This is a genomic window from Paenibacillus sp. FSL R5-0749 (genome assembly GCF_038595085.1).
In the GTDB taxonomy this organism is placed as follows: Bacteria; Bacillota; Bacilli; order Paenibacillales; family Paenibacillaceae; genus Paenibacillus.
In genome coordinates this window covers 2,383,188-2,409,184 of the sequence record NZ_CP152005.1, presented here as the reverse complement: position 1 = coordinate 2,409,184, position 25,997 = coordinate 2,383,188, and the positions used below count along the sequence as shown (strand labels likewise).

Below are 25,997 nucleotides of genomic sequence, written 5' to 3'. Positions count from 1 at the left end.
TCATCTCCCAGATGTCTATTTACCAAACGAGTACCGATGCTCCCCATGTCAAACCGCCACCGAATCCAACCATCAGAACGGTATCTCCGGCTTTCATGCGACCTTCCTCTGCGGCTTCTACCAAAGCAAGCGGAATGGAAGCAGCCGATGTATTGGCATACTTATCCACGTTGACTACAACCTTCTCTTCAGGAAGTTCCAGTCGTTGCATCGCAGATTGGATAATCCGAATATTCGCTTGATGCGGAACAAACAGATCCACATCCGTACGCTCCATACCAGCCTTGCGTAATACCTCAATGGTAGCCGTACCCATGACACGGACTGCAAACTTGAACACTTCACGACCATTCATGTAGATATAATGCTTTTTATTTTCAACGGTCTCTGCGGAAGCAGGCAGACGGGAACCGCCGCCTTCCATCTGAAGAAGACTACCGCCAGCACCTTCGGCACCGAGATCAAATGCTTTGAATCCGCGACCTTCTGGAACTTCACCAACGACTACCGCGCCTGCCCCGTCCCCAAAGAGGACACATGTGTTACGGTCTGTATAATCCGTAATACGAGACAAACAGTCAGCTCCAATAACAAGTGCGTTGTTGTACATGCCGCTTTGGATGAAGCTGGTAGCACTTGCCAACCCATATACAAATCCGGAACAAGCTGCCGACAGATCAAATGCCGCCGCACCTTTTGCACCCAATTTGTCCTGCAAGATGCAGGCTGTTGATGGGAACGAAGAATCCGGGGTAATGGTTGCAACAATAATCAGATCCAGATCACTGCCTGTCATGCCAGCAGATTCAAGTGCTTTAAGAGCTGCTTCATATGCCAGATCAGAAGTTGCCTGCTCGGGTGCAGCAATGTGACGCTCTTTGATTCCTGTACGACTGACGATCCATTCGTCATTGGTATCGACCATTTTCTCCAGATCGCTATTCGTCAAAATTTTCTCAGGCACATATTTCCCTGTACCAATAACCCCTACTGGGCGCAAATTATTCATGTCGTCACTCACTTCCCGCTAATTTCCTTAGATATGCTCTCTACCAGCTGATTCTGCACTGCAATCCGAGCTTGGCGCACAGCATTTTTGATGGCATTGCCATCAGCAGATCCATGACTTTTTACAACCAGTCTGCTCAAACCGAGGAGCGGCGCTCCGCCATGCTCCGTATAATCCAGCTTTCGTTTCAGCCCACGCAACTCAGGCATCAATACAGCTGCAGCCAGTTTACTTTTAAGAGAAGATGAGAATTGCTCCTTAAGCAAGGCGAAAATGGCACCTGCTGTGCCTTCCAGCGACTTCAGCAGTATATTTCCTGCAAAACCGTCGCATACAAGCACATCACAAGCACCAGTCAGCACATCACGCGCCTCAACATTACCGACAAAACGAATGGGGAGTTGTTCCAGTAAAGGATATGCATGTTTGGTTAACTCATTTCCCTTGCCTGGCTCTGTTCCTACATTGAGCAAACCCACTCGTGGGGACGCTATGCCCTGTACTTTTTGCCGATACAAGCTGCCCATCAGGCCATATTGCGCAAGATGCTCCGGTTTGGCATCCATATTCGCTCCGAGATCCAGCGCAAGTACACCTACATCATCAATCGTTGGAATCATGGGCGCAAGCGCCGGACGTTCAATGCCTTCCATTCGACCTACAACAAGCAAACCTGCTGTCATCAGCGCTCCGGTATTGCCTGCCGAGATCATCGCGTCCGCTTCGCCCTCTTTCAGCATACGGCCTGCAACTACCATGGAGGCATCCTTCTTGCGACGTACTGCTTTTACGGGTTCATCATCCGAACCAATAACTTCGGAAGCATGCCGGACCGTAAGATTGGCAGGTCTCACACCTGACTGACTCAAAAGAGGCTCCAGCTTGGCTTCATCGCCGATCAGGACGATCTGTGTATCCGCCCATTCCGTGGCTGCGGCGATCGCACCTTCTACCGTTGATGCAGGTGCATTGTCGCCTCCCATGGCATCAATGACGATTTTCATTCCAAATGACCTCCTTCTCCGCTGTCTTCTCCACCTGAATGGTAGATTACAAAGTTGCCTTGAAACACCATTTCTTCACCTACATAAGTGAATACTTCCACTTTGGCTTTGCCCTTTTGACCCGGAATCGATCTCACATAAGCCTTTGCAATACATTTCTCTCCCAAATGAACCGAACGGACAAAGCGAATGTCTGCTGATGCAGTCAACGCGATCTCGTCATTAATAATGGCTACAGCCAAGGAGTTGGCCTGTGCAAAGACGTAGTGCCCACGTGCAATCCCTGTTCTGGAAAACACATGCTCTTCCTTAATCTCAAACAGGGAAATCCCGCTTTTGTCCAGCTGCAGATCCACAATATCACCGATAATCTCATGCAGGGGCAGCGAGCGCACCTGATCATACGAGAGCTCTGCCATCAGTTTCATCCGCTCCCGAAGTTCGGGTATTCCAAGTTCCAGTCTGTCAAGACGAATCGTCTGAATACTCACCTTCAATTGGCGCGTAAGTTCCTGATCCGTCACAAACGGGTTCTCTTCTATCATTTTGGTTAACTGCTGTTGCCTCTGTCTCTTCGGTACACGTTCGATGCCTGACACCCCCCGCTGTATCGTTTACGGAACCGTCCCATCCGGCCAGTTCAACCATTCTTTCGTGTTGCTTCTATAGATGCATCCCTGGTCACCAGGGTCGTTCTCAAACGGATTATGGTTCATCATATATGTAACGTCAAATCTTAGAACCTGGTACTAAACTATAGTATATCTCATCCCGTGTCAAAAAGAAAGGCTGGCTGAACAAAAACAATTCACCCCTGTGGAGCAAAGATTTCATGCTTGTTAACTCCCTCTACCTACACTATCTAATCGAAAAAAAGTAGCACCTCATCGAAATGAAGTGCTACTTAATGTCCAACTATTATTGAGAGATGATCTCTCTTGCTTTGTACGTTCCGCACACTTTGCACACGTGGTGACTAAGTTTAAGTTCGCCACATTGTTCACATTTCACCATGCCCGGTACAGCCAATTTAAAGTGAGTGCGACGTTTGTCGCGACGCGTCTTGGACGTTCTCCGTTGAGGTACTGCCATTATTCCCACCTCCTTATCAAAATCAACCTTTGCAGGTAGTTGTTACGTTCGATTTTCAATCATGCTCATTTAAAAAAATCCTTGAGCCCTGCAAGCCGCGGATCGATAACCTGGTTATCACAACCGCAGTCACCTTCGTTCAGCTCATGGCCACACTTGGGGCATAACCCTTTGCATGTATCGCTGCATAGCGGTATAAACGGAAGATCCAGCAGAAAAGCTTCCTCGGCATAACCTTTCAGATCAACGCTATCCCCATCCACATAGAGCGTATCGTCGTCTTCATGTAATTCCTCTGGCTGTTTTCCCTGCTTGAATTGCTCATGAAAATCAATATGAAAATGTTCATTGATCGGCTTAAGACAACGGGAGCACAACATGTCCACTCCTACGGTCAGCTTGCCATGAACATCCACAACGTCACCTTCTCTGAATTCTGCAGATAAATCCGCAGTCAGGGGGGTAACGGCTGTGATATCTTGTCGGTTAGAAACCAGTTCCTTGATATCCCACTGTTCGTTAAACTTCAGGGGGCCATCACTGGTAGCCACTTTGCGAAATGGCATTAACATTTCCATCACTCCAAACGAAACCAATTTCATAATTCATGTCAAACGTATCACGACAGTTATACAGGTCAAGCCTGCTCTTGTAAAGCAATAAATCCTGACTGTATGTATTCTGACGATTCATCGTTAAAAGTATTATGAAATTGACTTAACAAACAAAAATCATTATACCGATTTTTCAAGACGTTTGTCAACACTTTTAACTTTACACCCTATTTTAAAACCAATGGCTCAGAACCGTTTACTCCATCTGGTCTATTATAGACTCACTTCAAGATAAACTACAAGTCGTCATTTTAGTTGTAGTTTCTTGCAAACCGCGGTCACATTTCGTTAACGTTTAGTGTGATCTATGTCACACAGTCCCTCTCGGCACCTACCTATACTTGCTATAAACCGAAGCACAATCAGCTCCATAACAATTTATTATTCAACTATCTCATATTATATCGGGAGGGATAATGTATGTTAAGTGAACACACTATTAGAGTCATTAAATCTACAGTACCCGTACTTGAAGTTCACGGTGAAGCGATCACACGCCATTTTTACGAAACGATGTTCGCAGCTCATCCGGAACTACTGAATATTTTCAATCACGCAAATCAGAAACAGGGACGACAGCAAGCCGCCCTCGCCAATATGGTATACACCGCCGCCCTGCATATCGATAATCTGTCCTCCATCCTGCCTGCCGTCCGGCAAGTTGCCCATAAACATCGCAGTCTGGGTATCGTTCCAGAGCAATATGCGATTGTGGGCACCTATCTGTTACAAGCGATCAAAGATGTGCTTGGAGACGCGGCTACCGATGAGATCATTACGGCGTGGGGCGAAGCCTACAATGTCATTGCAGATGCCTTTATCGGGATCGAACAGGACATGTATGCGGAAGCAGAGAACCAGACAGGTGGCTGGGAAGGATTTCGTACCTTCAAGGTTGCCAAGAAAGTGCAGGAAAGTGGAGTCATCACATCCTTTTACCTCGTCCCAGATGATGGTAAACCAATTGCCAGCTATGAACCAGGACAATACATCAGCATCAAGATCAAACCGGAGGCACAGTCATTTACCCAGATTCGTCAGTATAGCCTTTCAGATATACCGGGTAAACCCTACTACCGCATTTCCGTTAAACGCGAGCTGAGTGGATTAGAACGTCCTGATGGAGTCATATCCACGTATCTCCACGATCATATTGAAGAAGGTAGTCTGGTGGAGCTATCCGCTCCTGCTGGTGACTTTACGCTGGATAGAGACGATAAACGCCATATTGTTCTCTTGAGCGGTGGCGTTGGTCTAACCCCCATGATCAGCATGTTAAATACACTGGTTAACTTGGACAAAAACCGCAAAATTACATTTTTGCATGCAAGTCCGAATGGTCAATCTCATGCGTTCCGTGATCATGTGAACAGTCTGGCCGAACGTTATCAAAGCGTTAAAGCCTATTATTGTTACACTCAACCCGCTGCTTCTGATCGTGAAAATGAGTTTTTTCATAAGGAAGGTTATATGGATGCAGTCTGGCTTCGCCAAGTGATTGATGAACTGGATGCCACCTATTATCTGTGCGGACCCGTTTCGTTCATGCGTTCAGTGTATACGGAGCTGCAGGCGCTTGGTGTTCCAGCAGACCACATTCATTATGAATTTTTTGGGCCGAAAGCAAGTCTTATTCCCGCGCCGGAAAATGTCTAACTGTTCTGAGATTGTGAAGATGTGATTGGCACAGTCTGACATCCATTGATGTCGGATTTGTGCTTTTTCTTGTCTGAATGGGTGCATGATTTGATCTAATACATGACATCCCCTATGATGGAATGGATGTTATACATACTCGGTTATCCAATCGAAAGGAGTACGTCTAATCATGAGAGCCGTAGGCGTCATTGTTGAATATAACCCCTTGCACAATGGGCATGTCTATCATTTGCAGGAAGCTCGGCGGCTAAGCGGCGCAGACGCCGTTGTTGCGGTCATGAGCGGCCCTTTCCTCCAGCGTGGCGAACCCGCCATCGTGGGTAAAAGGGCGCGCACCGAGATGGCGCTGCACGCAGGCGCCGATCTGGTACTTGAACTGCCGGTGGCTTATGCTGTTCAGCCGGCGGAGTGGTTTGCCTTCGGTGCGGTGTCCTTGCTGGACCGCACCGGCGTTGTGGACTCGCTCTGCTTTGGCAGCGAGTCCGGCGACTTGGACAGCCTGCAGCGCATTGCGCGCGTGCTGGCTGTGGAGCCCGCAGGGATGCGCGAGGACATCGCGCGCCGCCTGCGGGAAGGCGCCAGCTACCCCGCCGCGTACGCAGGCGCGGCGGCGGCACTGGCGCCCGGCGGCGTCGATGTTCGCGACGCCGCTGCACTGCTGGAGCAGCCCAACAATTCGCTTGGGATGCACTACCTGATCGCGCTGCAACGACTCGGCAGCGCGATCCAGCCCTTTACGGCGGCGCGTACCGGTGCCGCGTATCATGAGGCGACGCCCGGCCCGGGGGCGATCGCCAGTGCCACAGCCGTCCGCCGCCTGCTGATGGCGGACGGGCCCAGCGCCGCCGCGCCATACGTGCCGGCGGCCACTCTTGCCATTCTGCATCGCGAATGGCAGGAAAACCGCGCTCCCATGCACTGGGAGCGCTTTGCACAGCCGCTGTTTCACCTCGCGGCCACACGCCGTGCCTCCGAGCTGGAACGCATCGCCGAAGTCACGGAAGGCTTGGAGCATCGGCTGATCCGTACACTTGCTCAGCTACCGGAGCCTTCAGTCGAAGCACTCCTGAATGCACTGAAGACCAAACGATACACACGCACAAAGCTCCAGCGTATGCTCGCCCACCTGCTCCTGAACCACACCAAAGCCGAGTGTTCACCAGAGCAATTGGCTGCCGGACCCGGATATCTCCGAGTCCTCGGATTCAATACTCAAGGGCAGAGCCTGCTTAAACAAATGAAGAAGACTGCGTTGCTGCCTGTAGTGCTGAAACCTTCGACGTTCACGCACCATCAACTGGAACTGGACATCCAGGCTCAGGTCGCGTATGGGCTAGCTTGCGAGCATAAGGACACACGCAGGATGTTCAGTGACTACTATGAGTCACCTGTGAGAGTGTAATCCGCTTTTGACCATAAGTTTTAATCCTTTTCATTCCATCATCAAACAGATCATTCATGTCGACTACTGAAAACTAAACTATACAACTAGAAAACCCCCTTGCTGCGCGCCGCTCAGGCACATCGCAACAAGGGGATTCTCCCATTTAACCTTTTGAATCTGCTAATACTCTCATTTCTTATGATCACACTTCATTCCCTGTAATCCATTCAGTCCGATTTCGTCCGAACTTTACCCATTCGTTTCAACTGGACTCTATCTATTCACGCCCGATCATAATTCTAGGATTTCACGGATAAGGTTCTCAGATACGCCAGCGCATCATCCACCGTGCTCACAGGCACAAGTTTCATTTTGGTGCCGATCTGTTCAGCCTTGGCTGCTGCTTCCTTATAGTTATCCTTCGGCACAAAGAAGATCTCCGCTTCTTTCCGGTCAGCGGCTACAATCTTGTGCACTACACCACCAATGGCACCCACCACACCGTCCTTGGTAATGGTACCTGTACCCGCAATTCGATGCCCCTTGGTCAGATCTCCAGGTGTTAACTGGTTATAGATCTCCAACGTAAACATCAAGCCAGCAGACGGACCACCAACCTGAGTATCTGTAAAGGAAATCTGTTTGTCCGGATCTTCAGGTTTCACCTTCTGAACCGCACCAATCATTACGCCGAGTCCCGGGCGGGTCTCTCCCGTTTTATTGTCTTTTACCTGAATCAGTTTCACGTCCCGGCTAATGGTCTCTCCGCCACGTTCCAGTTGCATTTCGACGGTATCTCCAACCTTTTTATCTTTTAACTGGGCAGAAAGCACCGTATTATCCGGCGTAGCTGTTCCGTTCACGCCCAGAATAATATCGCCCGGAGCAATGTCTCCATCGGGTTTTGGATCTTCCGACAGTCCAAATACAAAGATATGTTCAGGTACAATAGAGTAAGCCACACCAGCCTGTTCGTATGCAGCCTCCATTGCAGAGGATTGTGAGTCACTCATGAACCACACCTGTTCGGCAGAGTATTCCGCTTCGCTTTTGCCGCGCAGTCGGTCCTCCTTTTTATCCACTTGAGCATTTTGATTGAACAGAGAGGTTCCTAGCAAAAACACATTGGCATATGTTGCCGACACGGTCGTCATCATGAACACACCGCGTTCTTCCTGGTCCCCACCTTTAACCGTTACCATTGGTTTTACTTCATCTGCACTGCCAGGCATATATATGATATACGGCGTTGGCATGTACACGGCAACATAGACGACCAGAGCCACCACGATCACAAAGATCGAAGCTCTGAATCCGCCAGATTTCCGAATCCGATTCATCGCATGAGCCTCCGTTCTTTGTATCTCTATATAAGCTAAACTTTACACTAATCAGCGATCGTAATTCCACCTTGTGAATACTGCCATTCTCCGGTAGATACTCGCTCTGTGTAATGCAGATATTCAGCTCATCTTGTTTCATCATTTTTTTTCAAGTCTAACACTCTGGTCCCTGTGCATACAATGGTACAGGCCGGATAGGCCGCTGTATACAATAGCCTGTCCGGTCAAGGCCGAATCGCCCTTTGGGCGTCATTCGGCCGTCCATAACGATTCAGATGCCGAAGCAGCGTTATCTGATATGAGGTGAAACGATGACATTACAGAGCGAGGTTAGAGATTCTGGCCCATTACGAACGATAATCCTAAGTACCGGCGCTTTAATGTTGGTCATTGCGGTAGTTGCCTCACCCAAAGAAGCGTTTGACGCCTCTATTCAAGGTCTGGATATATGGTGGAAAATCATCTTCCCTGCCATGCTCCCATTCCTCATGTTATCTCAAATGCTTACTGCGTTTGGCTTCACCCATGCAATCGGCGCCTTGCTCGGACCGTTAATGCAACGATGGTTCAGACTTCCGGGCAACGCAGGTCTGGCTATTGCCGTTGGCATGTGCGGCGGATTCCCCGCAGGAGCAGATGCGGTGTCCCGTTTATTTCAGGATAGACAAATTACCGCCAAGCAGGCGGTTGTCCTTGCGGCGGCGTCTCATTTTGCCAATCCGATGATGATCATACTGGTCGTTGGTGCTGCGTTTCTTCACCAGCCAGCGGCCGGATATTTTCTACTCGTAGTCCACTGGATCAGCGGCTGGATCGCTGCTATTCTTGCCACGCGTCTCCTGCCTGCACCGGCTAACCAAACAAACCGGGCTGGCTTGACAGCTGCGCAAGCAGATAACAGCTCTCTTGATTCTCAGCCTGCAAGTCCTGCAAATTCCATAAGTCGCTCATCTGCACCCCACCACTCTATATACAAACGACGCCGTATATGGTCTGAACTGATGATTGCAGCCAGGGAAGCCCATAGTCGTGATGGAAGAGGGTTTGGCAAACTGCTCGGTGACACTGTATCCCAAGCTGTGCAGACCTTGATGATGACTGGAGGATACATGATCGGTTTTGCCGTGTTTATCCGGTTGGTCTCCCTGTATCTGACTCCCGGGTCCTCTGCTGCGCTGTGGCCAGCCTTCTTTGAGCTTCACCTGGGCACCTATCATTTGAGTCAGACTTCACTTACACCCGCGCTGCTCATGTCTCTGCTTGCAGCCGTTCTGGGATGGGGTGGTTTATGCTCCCACCTGCAAGTCTCTGCCGTCCTGAAAATAACGGGTCCAAGCAGCAAAGCGATGCTGTACTTTGCTGGAGTTCGTCTGACTCATGGATTAATCGCCTTTTTCATCAGTCTGTTCCTGTGGATGCCGTTCAGCCGTCACAGCACAGAAGTCTGGACCACATTACAGACGAATGCGGAGCAGGACCTCTCGACACCATTCGGTTGGCTATTCATACATAGTCCAGGTAACACATACACGATCAACACCATTTGGAGCGTCTTCCCTGCTGCATGCATAGGTCTTGCGTTACTTCTTGCAGTCATGATTAGTCTATCAGGGCTTACCTTCTGGTTTAACCGCCGGTTTTCTCGCTGATTTTCTGACGGAGCGCTGCTTCCACCTCAGGTGATACAAGATCTGTAACATCTCCATGATAATGAGCGATTTCTTTGACGATGCTGGAACTTAAATAGGAATATTTCGGATTGGTCATCATAAATATCGTTTCCGCATCCGGATTCAACTTGCTGTTGGTCGATGCCAATTGCAATTCATATTCAAAATCAGTTACCGAGCGTATACCACGAACGATGACCTGCGCTTCCTTTTGCCGGACGTAATTGGCTGTCAGATCACGGAAACTGTCCACCTCCACATTGGGTAGATGGCGGGTTACTTCCGTGATTAGTTCTTTGCGTTCCTCCACCGTAAACAGCGGATTTTTGCTCATATTGTTCAACACAGCCACAATGACGCGATCAAATTGCTTCGACGCTCTGGCGATAATATCCAGATGCCCCATCGTTACGGGATCAAAACTTCCAGGATATACGGCGATCCGTTCCTGTCGATGTATCATTTCAGTCATGAGGAGCCTCCTCTTTCGGTGTAATGGATTCCCCATCTTCCAATGCTTCAGGCGCATAATAATAGATGGATACTGCCGTCTCCCCATACAAAGCCTTGCGCGTTTGTTCAAACGGGCCGAATTGCTCAGGGTAATCATGTTTGGATTCATATTCAAGCACAATGGTTGCTTCCGGTTCCAGAAGTTCCAGTTCGTGCATGGTCAGCATCAACTCGTGTCCGTTCTTCATGCGATATGGCGGGTCGAGAAATACCAGATCGAACGTTGTGCCTCGCTTGGCGAGTGCCTTCAATGCACGACCTGCATCATTACGGTATACCGCCGCCTGGTCTTCAAGCTTGGTCGCCTTCAGGTTCATGCGGATGACTTCAATACTTTTTGATTCCAAATCAACAAAAACAGCCTTGTCCATGCCGCGGCTCAGCGCCTCAATACCGAGACCCCCACTGCCTGCAAACAGATCCAATGCTGTGCCGCCCTCAAAATAAGGACCAACCATGCTAAATAACGCTTCCTTCACCTTGTCGGTGGTCGGTCGCGTACCCGTGCCAGGAACAGCCTTCAGCGGCCTGCCTTTCGCACTCCCAGATACAACTCTCACTGACGAGTCACCTTTTCTCTATGTAAGTTTATTGATAAGGCTATCGTACCACATTCGGGTTCCGTTTGAAAAATGCGCGGTCTTCATTCCCCTTGGAAAATTGTTGCCGAATTGCTGACGCATATGTATAAAAAGGAAACAATCGGGCGATTCTATAATTATCGACATCACAAGTGTCGTAGACAACCGCGGAGAAGACTTACGTTTCCCCATAAGCTCTTCGTCCGGTTTCTCCTCTCCCATGAAAAAGAAGCTCTCGAAAGAGGGCTTCTTTTTGTTGTTTTTATTTTAATTTGTTATGTTAGTTAACCTTTTCTTCAAATTCACTTATTTCTGCTTCCTCTTCGGTCTGCAGCCATCCGATCTCCCTTAGCCACATGCCCATATCTGCGATAAATTCATTTGTGTTTAGATGTTCAATCTTATACTTCTGTATTTTTTCGCTCAAAAAAGCATAGAACTCATGGCTTAACACATACCGTTGCTTGCTCTTACTTAATGTCTTATAACGATCTTCGCTGACCACCAGATCAAAATAGATGACATTATCCTTCTTCACATGCCTAACCGTTGATCTTCTGTCGTATTCTTCAGGAAGGCACCTGAAAACAAAGAAGAGTTCTATATCAACGACTTGATATTTGCTTTCTGCTTTATCAAATACAGACTGTAACTCATCCGAAAGATTGGCAACTTGCGTTAATCCTGACGTGTCCGTTGATTTGCTCAAGATCATGATCAAGCTCCCCTTCGCTCATATTCATCCTTCTTGTGCATTAGCTAACTTAGCAAGCTATACTAATTCATCTCTCTTTGTTTCCGATTGGATCGCCGTAAATTAATCAATGGAATGATAAGTACTACAACCGGCAAGAGAAGATTCATGGAACTTGTCTTAATCATCATAAAGGTTAGAAACAGCACCGCAAGCCAGGTCATAATCTCCATCATTTCATATTTGGTTAACGTAATCTTGAATGCTTTTTTCGTAATGAAGCGAATCAAGAAATAAGCGATTAAACCATAGAACAAGATCATGCCCAATAGGGCAACAAGAATTATCAGGTACATATCCATCATAAAAATCACCACACCTCTAAGTCATCACCTTAATTTTGCCTTACTTCTCTTCTACAACAATCGTTGCGTTGTAGATCACAACACGTTTCCCATTGAGATCGAATAATACTTTGTTGCCATATTCCGTATCTTCCACGTCGATTTTGCCATCATAGGTCTGAATCAATTCACCATTATTGCTGTATACTTTAACGACTCTCTCCAGACCGCCCGAGTTGTTGGACCTCATCGTTTTGAGTGCACGTTCACCCGAAGCCGTATTGAAATACCATATTAAACATCCAACAATGATGCCCAGAAAGACCAACACCGTCACCCATATACCTGTCTTTGCTTTTCTACTCATCTTGAACCCCCTCTTATGTTTCTTGTCTTGTACATTACGAGATCGGAACGAGAACGGTTTCATACGCCTCTCAAGCTGCACATTGACATAACAAAACAGAGGCCTTCGACAAACGAAGACCTCTGTTCTTATTTAATACATTATTTTTCTGTACGATTCTGGAGCTTACAGTGCACGAATGACGAATTCAAATGTCAGTTCGCCGTCCGAAGGGATCAGGTATTCCGGATGAACCGGAGCACCCCAGCTATCATCACCGCCGACACCCATTTGTTTACCGGCCACAGTCACGACCGTATAGTGCACCGGTGGCAATTCATACGCATGTTGTGCGTTCTCCAGCTCAAATGCCGTATATGGTGAAACATTCAGTTCAACCGGTGTACCGGATGCCTCAATTTTGAAGCCACGTCCCGCGTTGTCTGTCAGTTTGGCCCAACGTACGCCAGTACGGTTGCCCGACTCCTGTGGTACCAGATAAGGAGCTACAGTATCAGCAACCTTGCTGCCATGGATGCCTAGACGTGCGCCAAATGCGCGGTCTGCATAGTTTTCTTCGGGCCCCATCGCGAGCCATTCCACATTTTCGAAGTCAGGTGATGTTCTGAAGGACAATGCATGAATGGGCAGGTTCGGCAATCCAGCTGTACCTTTATACGTATTATGCACACGTACACTTCCATCTGCATGAACGGTATACACCACTTTCACTTGTACATCATCCGAAATGTTAAGCTTGTACGTGAACTCGATCCGGTATTGATCCGGTTTCTGTTCCGCTTTCCACTCCACAGAACGTGGCATCAGGCTCGCTGCATACCAGGCACCCAGTTCGAAGCCCATGGCCATACCTTTGTCATTATCCGTCATTGCACGCCAGAAGAGCGGTGCAGGTGGTACAGCAATCGTCTCACGGCCGGACAATTTCAGGGAAACCAGTGTCCCGAACTGCTTGGAGAACAGCGCGTGCGTCTTGCCAGCACGAACACCGATGTTAACGTCACCTTCAACCACTTGTACATCACTTACAAGGTTCAGGTCCGTCTGTGCTGCATCATTTACCTGATCCTGAGTGAAAATAAACTGACCAAATGCCACTTCTTCGCCTTTGTCGGCCCAGAGTGTAGCTTCTTTTAACACAAAAGCAGTGTTCACAGCGTACTCGCCACCCACCAAGGCTTCTGCACCCAGCGGAAGTTTCACTACCGTCTCGCTTTGCGCATCCACGTTCACTTCCATTGTTCCACGCAGCACTTCATGCCCCTCGCGTTCCAGGCTGTATACCAGTTCCAGCGAAGATGTATCTGCGAACAGGTTTCCGTTCACGATCTTAACGCCTTCACGATCCGGGAACAGCTTAATGTTCTGATACAGGAATTTGACCTCCTGCATTTTCGCAGTTACTTTACGATCAGCATGAACGATACCGTTGCCACAGAACGAATAGTCTGATGGACGATCACCGAAATCTCCGCCATAGGCGAGGAACTCTTTGCCATAACGATCTTTTTTATAAATGGATTGGTCGATGTAATCCCAGATGAATCCACCTTGATACATCGGGTATTTGTCTTCCAATTCCGTATATTTGTGCATGCCACCAATAGAGTTACCCATAGCGTGCATGTACTCACAGCTGATATAAGGTTTGATCGGGTTGGCATTCAGGAATTCTTCAATGTCCGCCGGTTTGGCATACATGCGGCTCTCCATATCACTTGTCTCATCGAAACGGCGATCATGGAATACACCTTCGTAATGTACCAGACGGGTTGGATCAGCTGATTTGAAGTACTGGGATACTTTATAGATGACTTCACCGCCATGGGATTCATTACCACAAGACCAGATCAGAATGGACGGATGGTTTTTGTCACGCTCCACCATGGATACAGCGCGATCCATAACGATATCATGCCATTCCGGTTTGTCACCTGGAATAACCCAAGAAGGCTCAACGGCGCCAAGCTTCTGCCAAGATCCGTGTGTCTCCAGATTCATCTCGTCAATAACATAGAGTCCATATTCATCACATAGCTCATACCACAGACTTTGGTTTGGATAGTGTGACGTACGTACGGCATTCATATTGTTTTGCTTGATGGTACGAACATCCCACAGCATGTCTTCCTTCGTAACCGCACGTCCACGACGCGGGTTGAACTCATGACGATTCACACCTTTGAATACAATACGTTTACCATTAATGTGCATGACTTTGTCAATCATTTCAAATGTACGGAAACCAACGGCTTGAGGAACAACCTCAACCAGTGTACCCGCAGCATCATATACACGAATATAGAGGCGATACAAGTATGGAATCTCTGCGCTCCACAGGTTCACTGTACCAATGTCTTCACGAAGACTTACTTGACCATCCTTAACCTTGGATTCAAACGTTTTTACAGTATTGCCTTCACGATCACGAAGTTCAGCCTCTACACGTGCTCCAGCAACCGCTTTTCCTTCCAGTTTCAAATCGAGTTGCAATGTACCGTTCGTATAGGACTTGTCCAGATCTGTGCGAACATGAACATCACGTACGTGTGCAGCAGGGACCGTATACAGATACACATCTCTGAAAATACCAGAGAAACGCCAGAAATCCTGATCTTCCAGCCAGCTGCCTGTGCTGCGTTGATACACTTCGACTGCCAGTTTGTTCTCACCATCCTGAAGGAATGGCGTCAGGTCAAAGTCAGACGGCGTAAAGCTGTCCTCCCCGTATCCTACGAATTGTCCGTTAAGCCATACATAGAATGCAGACTCTACGCCTTGGAAAGAAATATAAACCGGATTTGACTCCCAACCTGTTGGCAGGTGGAACGTACGAATATAACTTCCAACAGGGTTTTTATCCTGTGGCAATGCCGGTGGACGAATTTCATTCAGGCCATCCCAAGGGTATTGTGTGTTTACGTATTGAATCTGTCCGTATCCCTGTAACTGGATATGTCCCGGAACTTCAATGTCATCCCAGCCCTCACTGGGAAAATCGGATGTATAGAAAAACTCAGGACGGCTGTCTGGACGAATCGCATAGTTGAATTTCCACGTTCCATTCAGATCATAACGCATGGACATGGCGCCTGAACCCACTGCCTCGTCCATTGTTTGGTAATAACGGTGATCGGAATAGGCATGAAGACGGTTCACCTCAAATACACTTACGTCTCCCAACCAGTTGATATCTGCCTTTGTTGCTTTCATCGGCTCTCTCTCCCTTTAAAACGGTATAGTTTGGCTTATAGGTTCATGTGGATTTCCATTTGCATTCATACAAAATACAAAAAAGACAGAGGTACGCCTGACAGGCGTCCTCTTCTCTTTCCTGCACTCGTCCGATACGGACGCATTATGCGGTTATGCTTATTTCACGGAACCTACCATACCTGCAACAAAATGTTTCTGCATGATGAAGAATACGATTGCTGTAGGTAGTGTTGCAATAACGATCGCTGTCATGATTACTCCGTAATCCGGAGCATAACCAGCACCAAGATTTGAGATCAATAGCGGAATCGTTTGTTGGTCAGGCGTTTGCAATACAATGAGTGGCCACAGATAGTTGTTCCAGCTACTCATGAATGTAATAATTGCTGCCGCTGCATAAGTTGTTTTCATTGTTGGCATATAGATCTTCAGGAAGATCCCGAGTTCACTCAAACCATCAATACGTCCAGCTTCCAGCAAATCTTTCGGGAACATTTTGGTGTTCTGACGGAAGAAGAAGATCAGGAACGCTGTTGCAATGGTTGGCAGGATAACTGCTGCCATTGTATTAATACCGATCACTGGTGCAACACCGGAGATTGTTGCGAACATGCGGTACAGGGGTACCATGATTGCTGCAAACGGGATCATCATGGATAACAACAGGATATTAAACACGATATCACGGGACTTCGTACGGAATACCTCGAATCCATAACCTGCCATGGAACCAATCAATAGCGCCAGAGCAGTCGAGACGATCGAGATAATAGCCGAGTTCCCTAGAGCCTGCACGAGATTTGTCGAATCAAGCAGTTTGTTGAAGTTATCAATGAAAGCCGAACCCGGTAACAATCTTCCTTTGGTTACATCAACAGACGCATTCGTTGAACTGACCAACATCCAGAAGAATGGAAAAATGGATACAAAAGCGACGATGGACAGGAACACATAAGTGAAAATTCGTTTTGCTTTAAATTTAGCCATTTTTATTATCACCTGCCACTTTAAACTGGATAATGGACAATACAATGATCAAAATTACGATGGAATATGAAACCGTTGCTGCATATCCAAAGTCCGGTGAATATTTGAACGAAAGGTTGTAGATATACTGTGAGATCGACATGGTCGCATTACCTGGACCACCCTTCGTAATATTCATAATCTCATCGAAGATTTGCAAAGTACCAATCGTTGATGTGATCGACGTGAAGAGGATAATGGGTTTGAGCAAAGGAACTGTAATTTTGAAAAATTGGGTGAATGCATTGGCTCCGTCTATTTTGGCTGCTTCATAGATCGATTGATCGATATTCTGCAGAGATGACAGATAGAAAATCATGTTATATCCGGTCCAACGCCAAGTAACGGCGATTATGATCGTAATTTTAGCCCAGAACGGGTCTGTGATCCATTGAATTGGATCACCAATAATGTGCAAGCCCATCAAGAATTGATTGACCATTCCATCCGGTGCAAACAAATATTTGAATACAACAGAATAGGCTACCAATGAAGTTACACAAGGCAAGAAAATGGCTGTGCGGAAGAAACTCCGGAAGCGCAGTGTGCTGTCATTCAGCAATACGGAAATAAACAAACCGAGAATAATCATTACTGGCACTTGAATGATCAAGTAGATGAATGTGTTCGATAATGCTGTGCGGAACGTGGTATCAACTAACAATCTTTTGTAGTTCGCAAGGCCCGAAAATTCAAGATTGGCCCCTTTGCCAGACTTGAATGATAAGAGCAGCGCTTGAATCATCGGATAGAAGTAAAATGCTACAATTCCGATAACAGCCAGCAAAACAAAAGCCCATCCAGTCAAATTACTTTTCTTTTGGAGACTGTCTCCTGTATTTATGGCTTTCACAGTATGGCTCCTCTCTCTCCACGGAACATGGATAGAACCCACAGAGCCTCTCGCCTTATCCGGTTCGACTTGCGCCAGACAAGGGAGACGGCTCCGAGTTACCTTGGGTTCTATAAGTTACCTTGGGTATCCTAGTTTAATTGTGCTTCAGCTTGTTTTTGTGCTTCAGCCAAAACTTCATCAATTGATTTACCATTCAGGTACGCTTGCATTTCAACAACCAGAATGTCTTCAATTGCATATGTGTTGCTACCATAGTTTACATTTGGAATTTCTTTGGTCCAATTTGCGAAATCACTGAAGATTTTTTGACCGCTGAAGAACTCATCTGGCTTGTTGTACGCATCACCATCAGTAGCTGGTTTGTAGGTACCGATCGCACCAATGTTTGTCAACAAGTCTTGGTACAATTGTTTGTCAGAACCAAATGTTTTAGCCATGAAGTCAGCTGCTTGATCTGCACCAGGTACATTGTTCATAACATACCATGAGCTACCGCCCAAGTTGGATGCATGTACAGAGTTAGATTGACCAGCCATTTTCGGCATTGGAGCTACAGCCCATTTACCGGATTGGGATGCTTCTTGACGTACAGATGGTGAGAACCAGTTACCTGTAGGAATTGTTGCTACGCTACCATTATTGGCGTTGGCAACGAATTGACTCCAGTCAGAGTGCAATTTAACAATGTTGGCATCCATCATTTTTTTGTACGTTTCGAAAGCTTCTTTCAATGCAGGGTTACTGCTGATGTCAGGTGTCTTGCCATCTTCTGCAGTGTACCATTTGCCTGCTGTTTGGATCATCATGCGAATGATACCAAGATCATTCGGGTCAAGAGACAGCAGCTCTTTACCTGTTTTTGCTTTTACATCTTTACCGATTTGGATGTAATCATCCCAAGTGATGTCTTGCAGGTCAGCAGACTTGTAGCCCGCTTGTTCCAACAAATCCGTTCTGTAGTACAAACCTGCTACGCCGGAGTCAAATGGAACTCCATATTGTTTGCCCTCATAAGAAGTTGGTCCAATTTTGTAATCTGCAAAATCGGAAGCTTTAATTGTAGAAGACAAATCTTTAAACGCATCCGGATACGCACTCAGGAAGCTTTGTGCACGATAGTCTTCAATCAATACAATGTTTGGAAGACCGCTGCTTGTTCCAGAGTTCAATCCTGTGTTCAGCTTCTGGATAATCGCATCTTGAGCATTCTCAATGATGTTGATCTTCAAATCAGGATTTTCTTTTTGATAAATTTCTTTTGCTTGTTCAAGAGCAGCGACATTAAATGCTTTGTCCCAAGCCCAGATCGTAATTTCGTTTGTTTTTTCATCTCCACCACTGGCAGAATTACCTCCACCACCGGATGAACATGCGGACAACAGCAGTACTGTAACGAGCATCAATACCCACATTTTTTTCAAAACGTTCAACTCCCCTTCGACCTCTTTGTGTGTAATTTGTTTGCGTTTTCTGAAAGCGGTTGCTTTCGATGTATTCATCTTATCATTCCCATATCTCCATTCGTTAGTAATAATTTTGTGCGGATTTGTCATCTTATTGCCACAATGAAAACCTTTACAGAAACCGTTTGCATTAATTTTGGTTTTTTGTAATTTCTTTTGATTTTGTATTATCTTGATCTTGAAATCGTACAAATATGTGTTTTCATTGCAACTCTGACACACCAAAATCCCCCGTTTCTGCAGAAATACAGCCACGAGGGATCATGATTTTAATCGTATTCAATTGAAACAGGCTAGAATTCAACCCGTGATTAAAGGCAGTGTAACGGTGACTCTCGTCCCTTCCCCGACTTTACTCATAATGGTAACACCATAAGGCGAACCATATAATAACTCAATACGGTCATGTACATTGCGAATACCGATTCCGCTGAAAAGTTGACGATTATTTTTCGGATTGGGCAACGTTTCTCCCATGACAAATCCTTCAATACCATCGCCATTATCCATAATTTCACAGATAAGTGATTCTCCTGCTCTGGACACCATGACATGAATCGTACCCGTCTCTTTCTTGATAAATCCATGGAAAAATGCGTTCTCGATAAACGGCTGGATCACCAGTTTGGGTATATGATAGTGTGTGCAATCCGGAGCAACGTAAAAAGCTGCTTTAATTCGGCCACCGTATCTGACGTGATTAATGAAGACATAATTTTTCAAATTCTCAACTTCTTGCTCCACTGTAACCGTCTGACTCACATCACTGATCGTATTTTGCAGCAATCCAATCAAGGCATTAATGGTATCCGCAGCCCTGTCCTTGTTGCCTTGTTGCACCAGCACTTTGACAGATGCAAGTGTATTGTACAAGAAATGAGGATTAATCTGACTCTGTAATGCCGCAAGCTCTGCGTTTCGTTGTTCATGCTGTGTCTGTACTAATTGATCCACATAATCATGCAATTCATCAAGCATGTAGTTGTACGCATGGCCCAGTTGCCGACTCTCGTAACTGCCACTAACCGGTATGTAGTTATCCAGATCACTTTTCGTGATATTAGACATCTGCTTCACCAGTCTGCGCAGTGATTTGGTGATTTGGCTGGTAATCAGAAACACCAGAACAAGCGCACCGATAACGATCGCTGTACAGATCAACGCAACCGTCTTCATGTCAATGAGCTGCCCCATCGCCATATCTTTATCCACCACATTAATCAGGTAAAACCGATAAAAGGGTAAATACTCGGATAGAACAATGCTCTCCTGCCCCATGACACGAGCATTAATACTTTTCGAAGCGTCCCCACTCAAATCCTTAGCATATGTGAGTAGCTCCGGCTGAATTGTTCCGATCCAGTCCATACGGTTTGAAGATATGATTTCGCCCTTTTCGTTCATAATGACCACATCATTACCCCGACTCGTGAAACTGGAATAGAACTGTTGGAACTCCACTTCTCTCATGGTGACATAAAGTGTCCCGTATATATGACTTCTTGTTCGATCCGTCAATGCCTTTGTTGCAGAAATCATCTGCAGTTCGCCTTCACTGGTATCACCACGGTAATAGTCAAAGATTAGCCGACTCGGCGACTCGAGCGCTTCTTTAGTAATAGGCTCCTGCTTCAATTCATCTCCTGTCTTCTTAATGTAAGCCGGATTGGTGGAAAAACTTCGTCCGTTCACACCCACAATGGTAATCCCAACTTCATATGACTCGATAATGGTTTGAACCCGGTTCATGGTTTCACGCATATTATAGAAAGATTTGGCCGTTGAGACTGAGTCTGCATCCCCCTCAGACAGAAATCCCCGAATGGCACCACTTTGAGTTACATTATTGGTAACCGCAGCAATCGATTCATTAAAAGACTCAAAATTGGTCTTGATCTGATTAAGCACTTTGGAGTTTGTGATACTGAACGTCTCGGTAAACAGATTGGTAGACATATGAATGGTCGTCCATAAGATGAGTACAGAGACGAGAACAATACTGATGACCATAACCAGAAACAACTTGGGAAATAAACCGAGACGAGATAATCTGTTCATCCATTTCTTCATGATCTTATCCTTCTGACTTTATGCCCAGAATTTGCGCCGGTATCGGCTTGGTGATAGTCCGGTGAATTTTTTGAACACTTTGCAAAAATAACTATGATCGGAATAGCCTACCATACTGCTAATTTCAGAGATCGTTACATCATCGGATCGCAGCAGTTCCTCGGCTTTTTCAATCCGAATTTTATTCAGATATTCATTAAATCCTTCTTTTTTGTGAGATGAAAAATAACTGGATAAATACGATGGATTGAAATGAAAGTGCTTGGCTACTTCAGCAAGTCCGAGTGGCTGGTCAAAATGCTCATGCATATAGTCCAGCAGCATCTTCATATTCGGGTCACTTCGTTTTCCACCTGCACCAGCGGTGCACTCCTGAACTTCCGTCATAAACTGATCAAGTACAGTCATGACTTCGTCCAGACTCGAAGCCCCGTCCACATTTTTGAAATACGTATATTTGCTCTCTTCCAACCCGGAAGACTGAACATCCATATCCGCGAGGGTAATGGTCACATTGAAGATCAAGTTACCGAGAAATGATTTGATCTCAAACACATCGGCAATATAATCCCGTCCAAGGGTTGTCGCATGTTCCTGTAGATACTCTCTTGCCGTTTCGACCCGGTTACGCTTCACATGCTGTAAGAACATATTCACATTAAACTGATAACCAGCGGGATGCAGTGGAGGCAGTTCACCATACACCAGAATGGGTCGATCCTTATAATAGAAGCGATATTCCATCAGTTTAATCAGGCGTTCGCGATAGACAACACCCATCTGTTCAAATGAAGTAAAGCTTTCACTAAGTACCCAACCAGGACCGCCTTCTCCTGTAGCTTTTTCACTCGCCAACTGTCTAATCCGTTCAACCAACCAGCCATCTCTCGCGGGATCGACATTAAGAAGCATCACAGGTAATGTACCCTCTGCCGGAACCATAGCACATTCCACTTCAGGCAGATCACTGCGGAGCCTGGATTCCATCTGTTCCTGATCCAGCTTTAGTCGATTCCCTCCAGCATCCATCGGTTCATACACAAGTAAACGAAAGGATTTGTGGGGAAAGGTATCTCGTATCATCGCCATTTCACTATCTTCATCCAATGTAAATCCGGATAACATCTTCTCCATCAGCTGTCCAAGTCTCCAGCCATCGTGCGACGGCTCAAACTGCAGCTCCGGAATTTTACCCGCTGTGCGTTGAAGGACCTGCAATAATTCATTCGTGTCCAGCTTCGGTTTCAGTATATAATCTGCTGCTCCGTGCTGAAGCGTAGATCGTACATATTCGAACTCACTGAAACTGCTAAGTACAATAACTTCAATCTGCGGATTATTGGCTTTTAGTGTACGGACAAACGTTTCACCATCCATGACAGGCATGACAATGTCGGTAATCACAATATCCGGTTTTAACAGGCTCACCTGCTGTAAACCTTCTTCACCGTTGGAAGCTTCACCCACAATGATAAATCCTTCTGCTTCCCAGTTCATATGATGCTTTATGCCCTGCCTTACCAGAAACTCATCGTCAACAATCAGCACCTTGCACAACCGGTTCATGATCGCGACCCCCTTGTCTAATCTTTCCTCTATATCTGTACAGGCTATACCAACTTATTATATATCGGTTATAAACACTTTCCAGTGTTAGCGGTTACATTAAAATTAAATTGATTGTACATCTTTTTATATCCTAAAACGATCGTATATTCAATGGTAACTATCTATAGTTTACACTATATTTCGACAAAATAAGAAGTCCTGAATCGCCTTTCGATCATTTGGCGAATCAGGACCCCTATTTTCAATCTTATATTATGTTAAATCTATCCCTTATGGTTCAATTCCCCACTGGAGACTTCCCGAGATATAACCCGTGACTTTGGACCACTCCGTATAGGCGGTCTGACTGCCTGCAAAAGAATAATCATCCGTTTGCGTATAGTTGGTCCAATTGCTCTTGGAGATGCGAGTATGGATTTCCGTGCTTTGTCCTGCATTTAATATTCCAGCTGAAGCTGTGAAGCCGATCTCAAGCACGTGATCGGCACCCGTCCGTACTGGATTGAGTGCACTGAATGTACCTGTTACATTCGAACTGCCGGCTGTCGCCCAGTCAGCGAAGAAGTTCTGAGGCTGTTCACCGTTTATCGTGTAATAGTATCTGATTTTCACATCAGACAGATCCAATGCTGTAGTGCCCGTATTCGTCAGTTTGAATTTGGGGCTGATGGAGTTGCCCGTTGCCGATGTGTTGCTATTAAACATTTCAATGCGGATGGTTCCAGCTGGTGCAGCTGTCGTGTCTTTGATGAGCAGATTCAAGGTAGCATGAGCGCCTGCGCTGAATTGAAAGGTTAGTGCCGCTGCGCCATTTGGCAGGGAAGCCAGATAATTTTTACTCAATACGACCTCATTGCCTGTTAACGTGTAATCTGTACCCGAAACCAGCGTTGCATTCCCATTACGAATGGATACAAGTGTATTGCCGTTCAGCGTTAACGTGACTGGAATATCAACCTGATTATCGGCTTTGCGATCAAATTCGGCTGTAACTGGTGTAATCGCAGAGTTTGTTACTGGTGTTGTACCCCCGCCGTCTCCTCCGCCATTGTTACCTCCAACACGGTCAGCATACAAAATTCCACGGCCATTCGTTCCGAGATATACTCTGCCATACAAACGTGGATCACCTGTAATTGTGGTTACACGAGCATACTGATGCTGATCATCGTTGATACGAACCCAATTGGCCCCACCGTCATCGGAGCGGAAGAATCCACGTGTTCCATCGATCTGTGCAACCGTATATAACGCAACAACGTTCTGCCCAGGGGCCGCTTTACCAAATCCGATACTGTCTGCTTCCTCTACATTGGCAAGCTTCGTGAATGTCGCTCCTGAATCCGTGGAATGCCACAATCCGTAAGGACCTGCTTCCTCACTACCACCTGCAAACCATAGTTCACCTTCAACACCTGGAACGGCATCCAGATCGGCATTTCCTTCCACTGGAAGTCCGGTCGCAGATGATGCCGTGAAGGTAGCGCCACCATTCACACTCACATAGATTTTGCCCGCTGCGAATCCATAGAATTTGTTAGGGTTGACACGATCTGAAACCACTTTCGCCTGGGCAGGTATCCCCGTACTTGCCGTCCAGGAATTGCCACCAGTCGAGTAATGTACACCTTTGTCTGACGTGCTCCATACCAGTCGGTTACCATCTGCAGAGATGGCTACAGTCCCCCCTCCGGTTGTGCCGGCAGGTTCTGCACTTGCTTTATACCATGTCGTGCCTCCATCACTGGACAAACCAATGGATCTTGCATTTGGATCGGCAGCATAATCTGCTTTCCCTACGCGAACCATCGTATTCGGACTTAACTCTGCAAAATCCAGACTTTCTGTGGAAGGATAGTTCGGACTCGTAAATATGGTCGCTGGCGCCTGGTCCAGATTGTTATGACGGAATCCGGAGACATCCCCCAATCCGCTTACCAAATGTGCACCCCTTGGCGGGCTGATCAGATCCAGTACGGCAATCTCTTCAACACCTTTAGCCATCACTGAAATATTGATTTTTTCGTCATCATCCCAGTCTGTCAGGTTCTTTGTTCCATAGATCGTAGCACCCGTTCCATACATCATGCGATCCGAATCAAACGGATCAATCTCCAGATCACCGATCATCCAGCCCAGTTTTGGAGTAGTTTCGGGTGGGGCAGGATTCGTGCCAAATGTGAGCCATGGCGCTGCCGAAATATCCTGTGTATACCGTAACTTCCGGTTCGGATATCCATCAAATTCCCATATGCGTGTCCATGACGCTCCCCCATCTGTACTGCGGAACAACGTGGCATCAGGCCACCAGGAATTCAATGTCGCAACCATCAATGTACCGGGATTCTGGGCATCGACAGCCAATCCGCCATATCCAAAATAATTATCCGTGCTGCTGCTTGGAACAGGGCTGATGTTGGTCCAGACACCTGTTGACGTGTTCAGTTTCCAAACGTCACCTTTTGTCCCATCATAGGGTCCAACACCATCGCTGTACGTAATATAGAGGCTTCCATCTGAATCAAACACACCATGGTGCGGGATATAACCTGTTGGTTGACCCGCAACAGCTGACCAGGTCAGGCCGCCATTCGTGCTTCTATATACACTCTGAGCTTTATCCGCAACACCCACATAGATAGTCTGGGTTGCCTGCCCTGCCGAACCTGTTGTTTTGTCAAACGTAATCCATGCCAGGCCTACGATGTCACTGGTATACTCATTCGAAGGGTCTTGCACATAATTCCCCGGATTCGGGAAGCTTGTGACTTCGTTCCAGGTCACACCGTAATCAGTACTTTTCCATAATCCATGACCACTTCGTGCACCGAAATACAGGACACGGTTATCATTCGGATCCACGCTCAAGCGTTCGCCCATCGAACGTCCTGGCATGTTACCGCCCACTTTGAACGGAAGTGTTGTAGTCTGCCATGTATCTCCCCGATCCGTAGAACGCAAGATGGAACCATTATTTTGGTCCCACGAGTTCGTATACGTCCCAACTGCCATATACACGCGATCAGGATCAACCGGGTCCGTAGCCAGTGCGTCCACACCATTCTTGTTCCAGTCATCCCAGCCAACAAAATCCGTTAAGGGTATCCAGCTCTCGTCAGCCGCATTCCAGCGATAGGCTCCCCCGATATCCGTACGGGCATAGATCAGATCCTTTTCAGATTCGTTGAAAATAATACCCGGTACAAACCCGCCTCCTGCACCTGTCACCACATTTTTCCACTCATAGGCTTCACTCGGCGCCGCCGATGTAGTTCCAGCAAGTCCTCCCAGCGAAGCAGTTACTACAGCAACTGTCAGGCTCATGATTCGTAATTTCCCCATAAACGTTCTCATATCAACTTATCCTCCTCTTTAACTTTGTTACTGCATTTTGGTCTATCCCCGCTGTCTCATCGTGCTGATGATGGCGTGCCAGACGAATCAATGCATCCCTTGATACAAGAAGCCTCACCTCCCTCCAGTCTTATTGTTAAGCGCTTACATAATTATTCTTAATTCACGG

Annotated in this window: 21 protein-coding genes; 3 read left to right on the top strand and 18 right to left on the bottom strand. The window is 46.7% G+C overall.

The annotated features are described in order from the left end of the window. Window positions 1–19 precede the first annotated feature (19 nt). The 5 genes from MKY85_RS10800 to MKY85_RS10780 form a co-directional block, all read right to left on the bottom strand. Complete coding sequence (locus MKY85_RS10800) at window positions 20–1,009, bottom strand: beta-ketoacyl-ACP synthase III (protein ID WP_339241519.1); 990 nt, start codon at window positions 1,007–1,009, stop codon at window positions 20–22. Window positions 1,010–1,017: 8 nt separating this feature from the next. After that, window positions 1,018–2,013, bottom strand: coding sequence for a phosphate acyltransferase PlsX (gene plsX, locus MKY85_RS10795; RefSeq protein WP_339241517.1), 996 nt, complete (start codon window positions 2,011–2,013; stop codon window positions 1,018–1,020). Next, window positions 2,010–2,558 carry a transcription factor FapR gene (gene fapR / locus MKY85_RS10790; RefSeq protein WP_047842457.1) on the bottom strand — a complete coding sequence of 183 codons (549 nt, stop codon included), beginning with the start codon at window positions 2,556–2,558 and terminating at the stop codon, window positions 2,010–2,012. Before fapR ends, plsX begins: the two co-directional genes overlap by 4 nt. A gap of 373 nt (window positions 2,559–2,931) precedes the next feature. Continuing rightward, on the bottom strand, window positions 2,932–3,105 hold the full coding sequence (gene rpmF, locus MKY85_RS10785) for a 50S ribosomal protein L32 (protein ID WP_017689233.1): 174 nt from the start codon (window positions 3,103–3,105) through the stop codon (window positions 2,932–2,934). Window positions 3,106–3,170: 65 nt separating this feature from the next. Continuing rightward, the gene (locus MKY85_RS10780; RefSeq protein WP_253433686.1) at window positions 3,171–3,677 is read right to left on the bottom strand and encodes a DUF177 domain-containing protein; all 507 of its coding nucleotides are present in this window, start codon (window positions 3,675–3,677) and stop codon (window positions 3,171–3,173) included. Window positions 3,678–4,139: 462 nt separating this feature from the next. Here MKY85_RS10780 and hmpA point away from each other — a divergent pair, with 462 nt between their 5' ends. Together hmpA and MKY85_RS10770 are read left to right on the top strand one after the other, a co-directional pair. Further along, on the top strand, window positions 4,140–5,375 hold the full coding sequence (gene hmpA, locus MKY85_RS10775) for an NO-inducible flavohemoprotein (protein WP_342572564.1): 1,236 nt from the start codon (window positions 4,140–4,142) through the stop codon (window positions 5,373–5,375). A 172-nt stretch (window positions 5,376–5,547) separates the two neighbouring features. Beyond that, complete coding sequence (locus MKY85_RS10770; protein WP_342572563.1) at window positions 5,548–6,780, top strand: nucleotidyltransferase; 1,233 nt, start codon at window positions 5,548–5,550, stop codon at window positions 6,778–6,780. 281 nt (window positions 6,781–7,061) lie between these two features. Here MKY85_RS10770 and MKY85_RS10765 read toward each other — a convergent pair whose 3' ends face one another. Then, window positions 7,062–8,102 carry a SepM family pheromone-processing serine protease gene (locus tag MKY85_RS10765; RefSeq protein ID WP_342572562.1) on the bottom strand — a complete coding sequence of 347 codons (1,041 nt, stop codon included), beginning with the start codon at window positions 8,100–8,102 and terminating at the stop codon, window positions 7,062–7,064. A 314-nt stretch (window positions 8,103–8,416) separates the two neighbouring features. On the opposite strand from MKY85_RS10765, the gene MKY85_RS10760 reads away from it, so the two are divergent. Continuing rightward, the gene (locus MKY85_RS10760) at window positions 8,417–9,754 is read left to right on the top strand and encodes a nucleoside recognition domain-containing protein (RefSeq protein WP_342572561.1); all 1,338 of its coding nucleotides are present in this window, start codon (window positions 8,417–8,419) and stop codon (window positions 9,752–9,754) included. Here the strand turns inward: MKY85_RS10760 and coaD are convergent. The 12 genes from coaD to MKY85_RS10700 form a co-directional block, all read right to left on the bottom strand. Next, on the bottom strand, window positions 9,732–10,238 hold the full coding sequence (gene coaD / locus MKY85_RS10755; protein ID WP_085981453.1) for a pantetheine-phosphate adenylyltransferase: 507 nt from the start codon (window positions 10,236–10,238) through the stop codon (window positions 9,732–9,734). The genes MKY85_RS10760 and coaD overlap by 23 nt on opposite strands. A 1-nt stretch (window position 10,239) precedes the next feature. Further along, on the bottom strand, window positions 10,240–10,848 hold the full coding sequence (gene rsmD / locus MKY85_RS10750) for a 16S rRNA (guanine(966)-N(2))-methyltransferase RsmD (RefSeq protein WP_253433670.1): 609 nt from the start codon (window positions 10,846–10,848) through the stop codon (window positions 10,240–10,242). A gap of 301 nt (window positions 10,849–11,149) precedes the next feature. After that, window positions 11,150–11,584 carry a hypothetical protein gene (locus MKY85_RS10745; RefSeq protein WP_342572560.1) on the bottom strand — a complete coding sequence of 145 codons (435 nt, stop codon included), beginning with the start codon at window positions 11,582–11,584 and terminating at the stop codon, window positions 11,150–11,152. 62 nt (window positions 11,585–11,646) lie between these two features. Further along, a complete protein-coding gene (locus tag MKY85_RS10740; protein WP_342572559.1) occupies window positions 11,647–11,928 on the bottom strand; it encodes a hypothetical protein in 282 nt (93 codons plus the stop codon). Window positions 11,929–11,968: 40 nt separating this feature from the next. Continuing rightward, window positions 11,969–12,274 (bottom strand): hypothetical protein, encoded by a 306-nt coding sequence (locus MKY85_RS10735; protein ID WP_339241499.1) that lies wholly within the window; start codon window positions 12,272–12,274, stop codon window positions 11,969–11,971. Between the two features lie 165 nt (window positions 12,275–12,439). Next, complete coding sequence (locus MKY85_RS10730) at window positions 12,440–15,487, bottom strand: glycoside hydrolase family 2 TIM barrel-domain containing protein (RefSeq protein ID WP_342572558.1); 3,048 nt, start codon at window positions 15,485–15,487, stop codon at window positions 12,440–12,442. Window positions 15,488–15,646: 159 nt separating this feature from the next. Further along, a complete protein-coding gene (locus MKY85_RS10725) occupies window positions 15,647–16,477 on the bottom strand; it encodes a carbohydrate ABC transporter permease (RefSeq protein ID WP_339241495.1) in 831 nt (276 codons plus the stop codon). After that, window positions 16,470–17,369 carry a sugar ABC transporter permease gene (locus MKY85_RS10720; protein ID WP_253433650.1) on the bottom strand — a complete coding sequence of 300 codons (900 nt, stop codon included), beginning with the start codon at window positions 17,367–17,369 and terminating at the stop codon, window positions 16,470–16,472. The genes MKY85_RS10725 and MKY85_RS10720 overlap by 8 nt, the downstream gene beginning before the upstream one ends. A gap of 131 nt (window positions 17,370–17,500) precedes the next feature. Beyond that, the gene (locus tag MKY85_RS10715; protein WP_339261376.1) at window positions 17,501–18,784 is read right to left on the bottom strand and encodes an extracellular solute-binding protein; all 1,284 of its coding nucleotides are present in this window, start codon (window positions 18,782–18,784) and stop codon (window positions 17,501–17,503) included. A gap of 351 nt (window positions 18,785–19,135) precedes the next feature. Further along, the gene (locus tag MKY85_RS10710; RefSeq protein ID WP_342572557.1) at window positions 19,136–20,905 is read right to left on the bottom strand and encodes a sensor histidine kinase; all 1,770 of its coding nucleotides are present in this window, start codon (window positions 20,903–20,905) and stop codon (window positions 19,136–19,138) included. Window positions 20,906–20,923: 18 nt separating this feature from the next. Continuing rightward, the gene (locus MKY85_RS10705; RefSeq protein WP_342572556.1) at window positions 20,924–22,471 is read right to left on the bottom strand and encodes a response regulator transcription factor; all 1,548 of its coding nucleotides are present in this window, start codon (window positions 22,469–22,471) and stop codon (window positions 20,924–20,926) included. A 273-nt stretch (window positions 22,472–22,744) separates the two neighbouring features. Further along, complete coding sequence (locus tag MKY85_RS10700) at window positions 22,745–25,798, bottom strand: X2-like carbohydrate binding domain-containing protein (RefSeq protein ID WP_342573331.1); 3,054 nt, start codon at window positions 25,796–25,798, stop codon at window positions 22,745–22,747. Window positions 25,799–25,997 lie beyond the last annotated feature (199 nt).

Coding starts and splice junctions, on each gene's coding strand:
- MKY85_RS10800 (WP_339241519.1), bottom strand. CDS start 1,009: ATGAATAATTTGCGCCCAGTAGGGGTTATTGGTACAGGGAAATATGTG.
- plsX (WP_339241517.1), bottom strand. CDS start 2,013: ATGAAAATCGTCATTGATGCCATGGGAGGCGACAATGCACCTGCATCA.
- fapR (WP_047842457.1), bottom strand. CDS start 2,558: ATGATAGAAGAGAACCCGTTTGTGACGGATCAGGAACTTACGCGCCAA.
- rpmF (WP_017689233.1), bottom strand. CDS start 3,105: ATGGCAGTACCTCAACGGAGAACGTCCAAGACGCGTCGCGACAAACGT.
- MKY85_RS10780 (WP_253433686.1), bottom strand. CDS start 3,677: ATGTTAATGCCATTTCGCAAAGTGGCTACCAGTGATGGCCCCCTGAAG.
- hmpA (WP_342572564.1), top strand. CDS start 4,140: ATGTTAAGTGAACACACTATTAGAGTCATTAAATCTACAGTACCCGTA.
- MKY85_RS10770 (WP_342572563.1), top strand. CDS start 5,548: ATGAGAGCCGTAGGCGTCATTGTTGAATATAACCCCTTGCACAATGGG.
- MKY85_RS10765 (WP_342572562.1), bottom strand. CDS start 8,102: ATGAATCGGATTCGGAAATCTGGCGGATTCAGAGCTTCGATCTTTGTG.
- MKY85_RS10760 (WP_342572561.1), top strand. CDS start 8,417: ATGACATTACAGAGCGAGGTTAGAGATTCTGGCCCATTACGAACGATA.
- coaD (WP_085981453.1), bottom strand. CDS start 10,238: ATGATACATCGACAGGAACGGATCGCCGTATATCCTGGAAGTTTTGAT.
- MKY85_RS10745 (WP_342572560.1), bottom strand. CDS start 11,584: ATGATCTTGAGCAAATCAACGGACACGTCAGGATTAACGCAAGTTGCC.
- MKY85_RS10740 (WP_342572559.1), bottom strand. CDS start 11,928: ATGATGGATATGTACCTGATAATTCTTGTTGCCCTATTGGGCATGATC.
- MKY85_RS10735 (WP_339241499.1), bottom strand. CDS start 12,274: ATGAGTAGAAAAGCAAAGACAGGTATATGGGTGACGGTGTTGGTCTTT.
- MKY85_RS10730 (WP_342572558.1), bottom strand. CDS start 15,487: ATGAAAGCAACAAAGGCAGATATCAACTGGTTGGGAGACGTAAGTGTA.
- MKY85_RS10725 (WP_339241495.1), bottom strand. CDS start 16,477: ATGGCTAAATTTAAAGCAAAACGAATTTTCACTTATGTGTTCCTGTCC.
- MKY85_RS10715 (WP_339261376.1), bottom strand. CDS start 18,784: ATGTGGGTATTGATGCTCGTTACAGTACTGCTGTTGTCCGCATGTTCA.
- MKY85_RS10710 (WP_342572557.1), bottom strand. CDS start 20,905: ATGAAGAAATGGATGAACAGATTATCTCGTCTCGGTTTATTTCCCAAG.
- MKY85_RS10705 (WP_342572556.1), bottom strand. CDS start 22,471: ATGAACCGGTTGTGCAAGGTGCTGATTGTTGACGATGAGTTTCTGGTA.
- MKY85_RS10700 (WP_342573331.1), bottom strand. CDS start 25,798: ATGAGCCTGACAGTTGCTGTAGTAACTGCTTCGCTGGGAGGACTTGCT.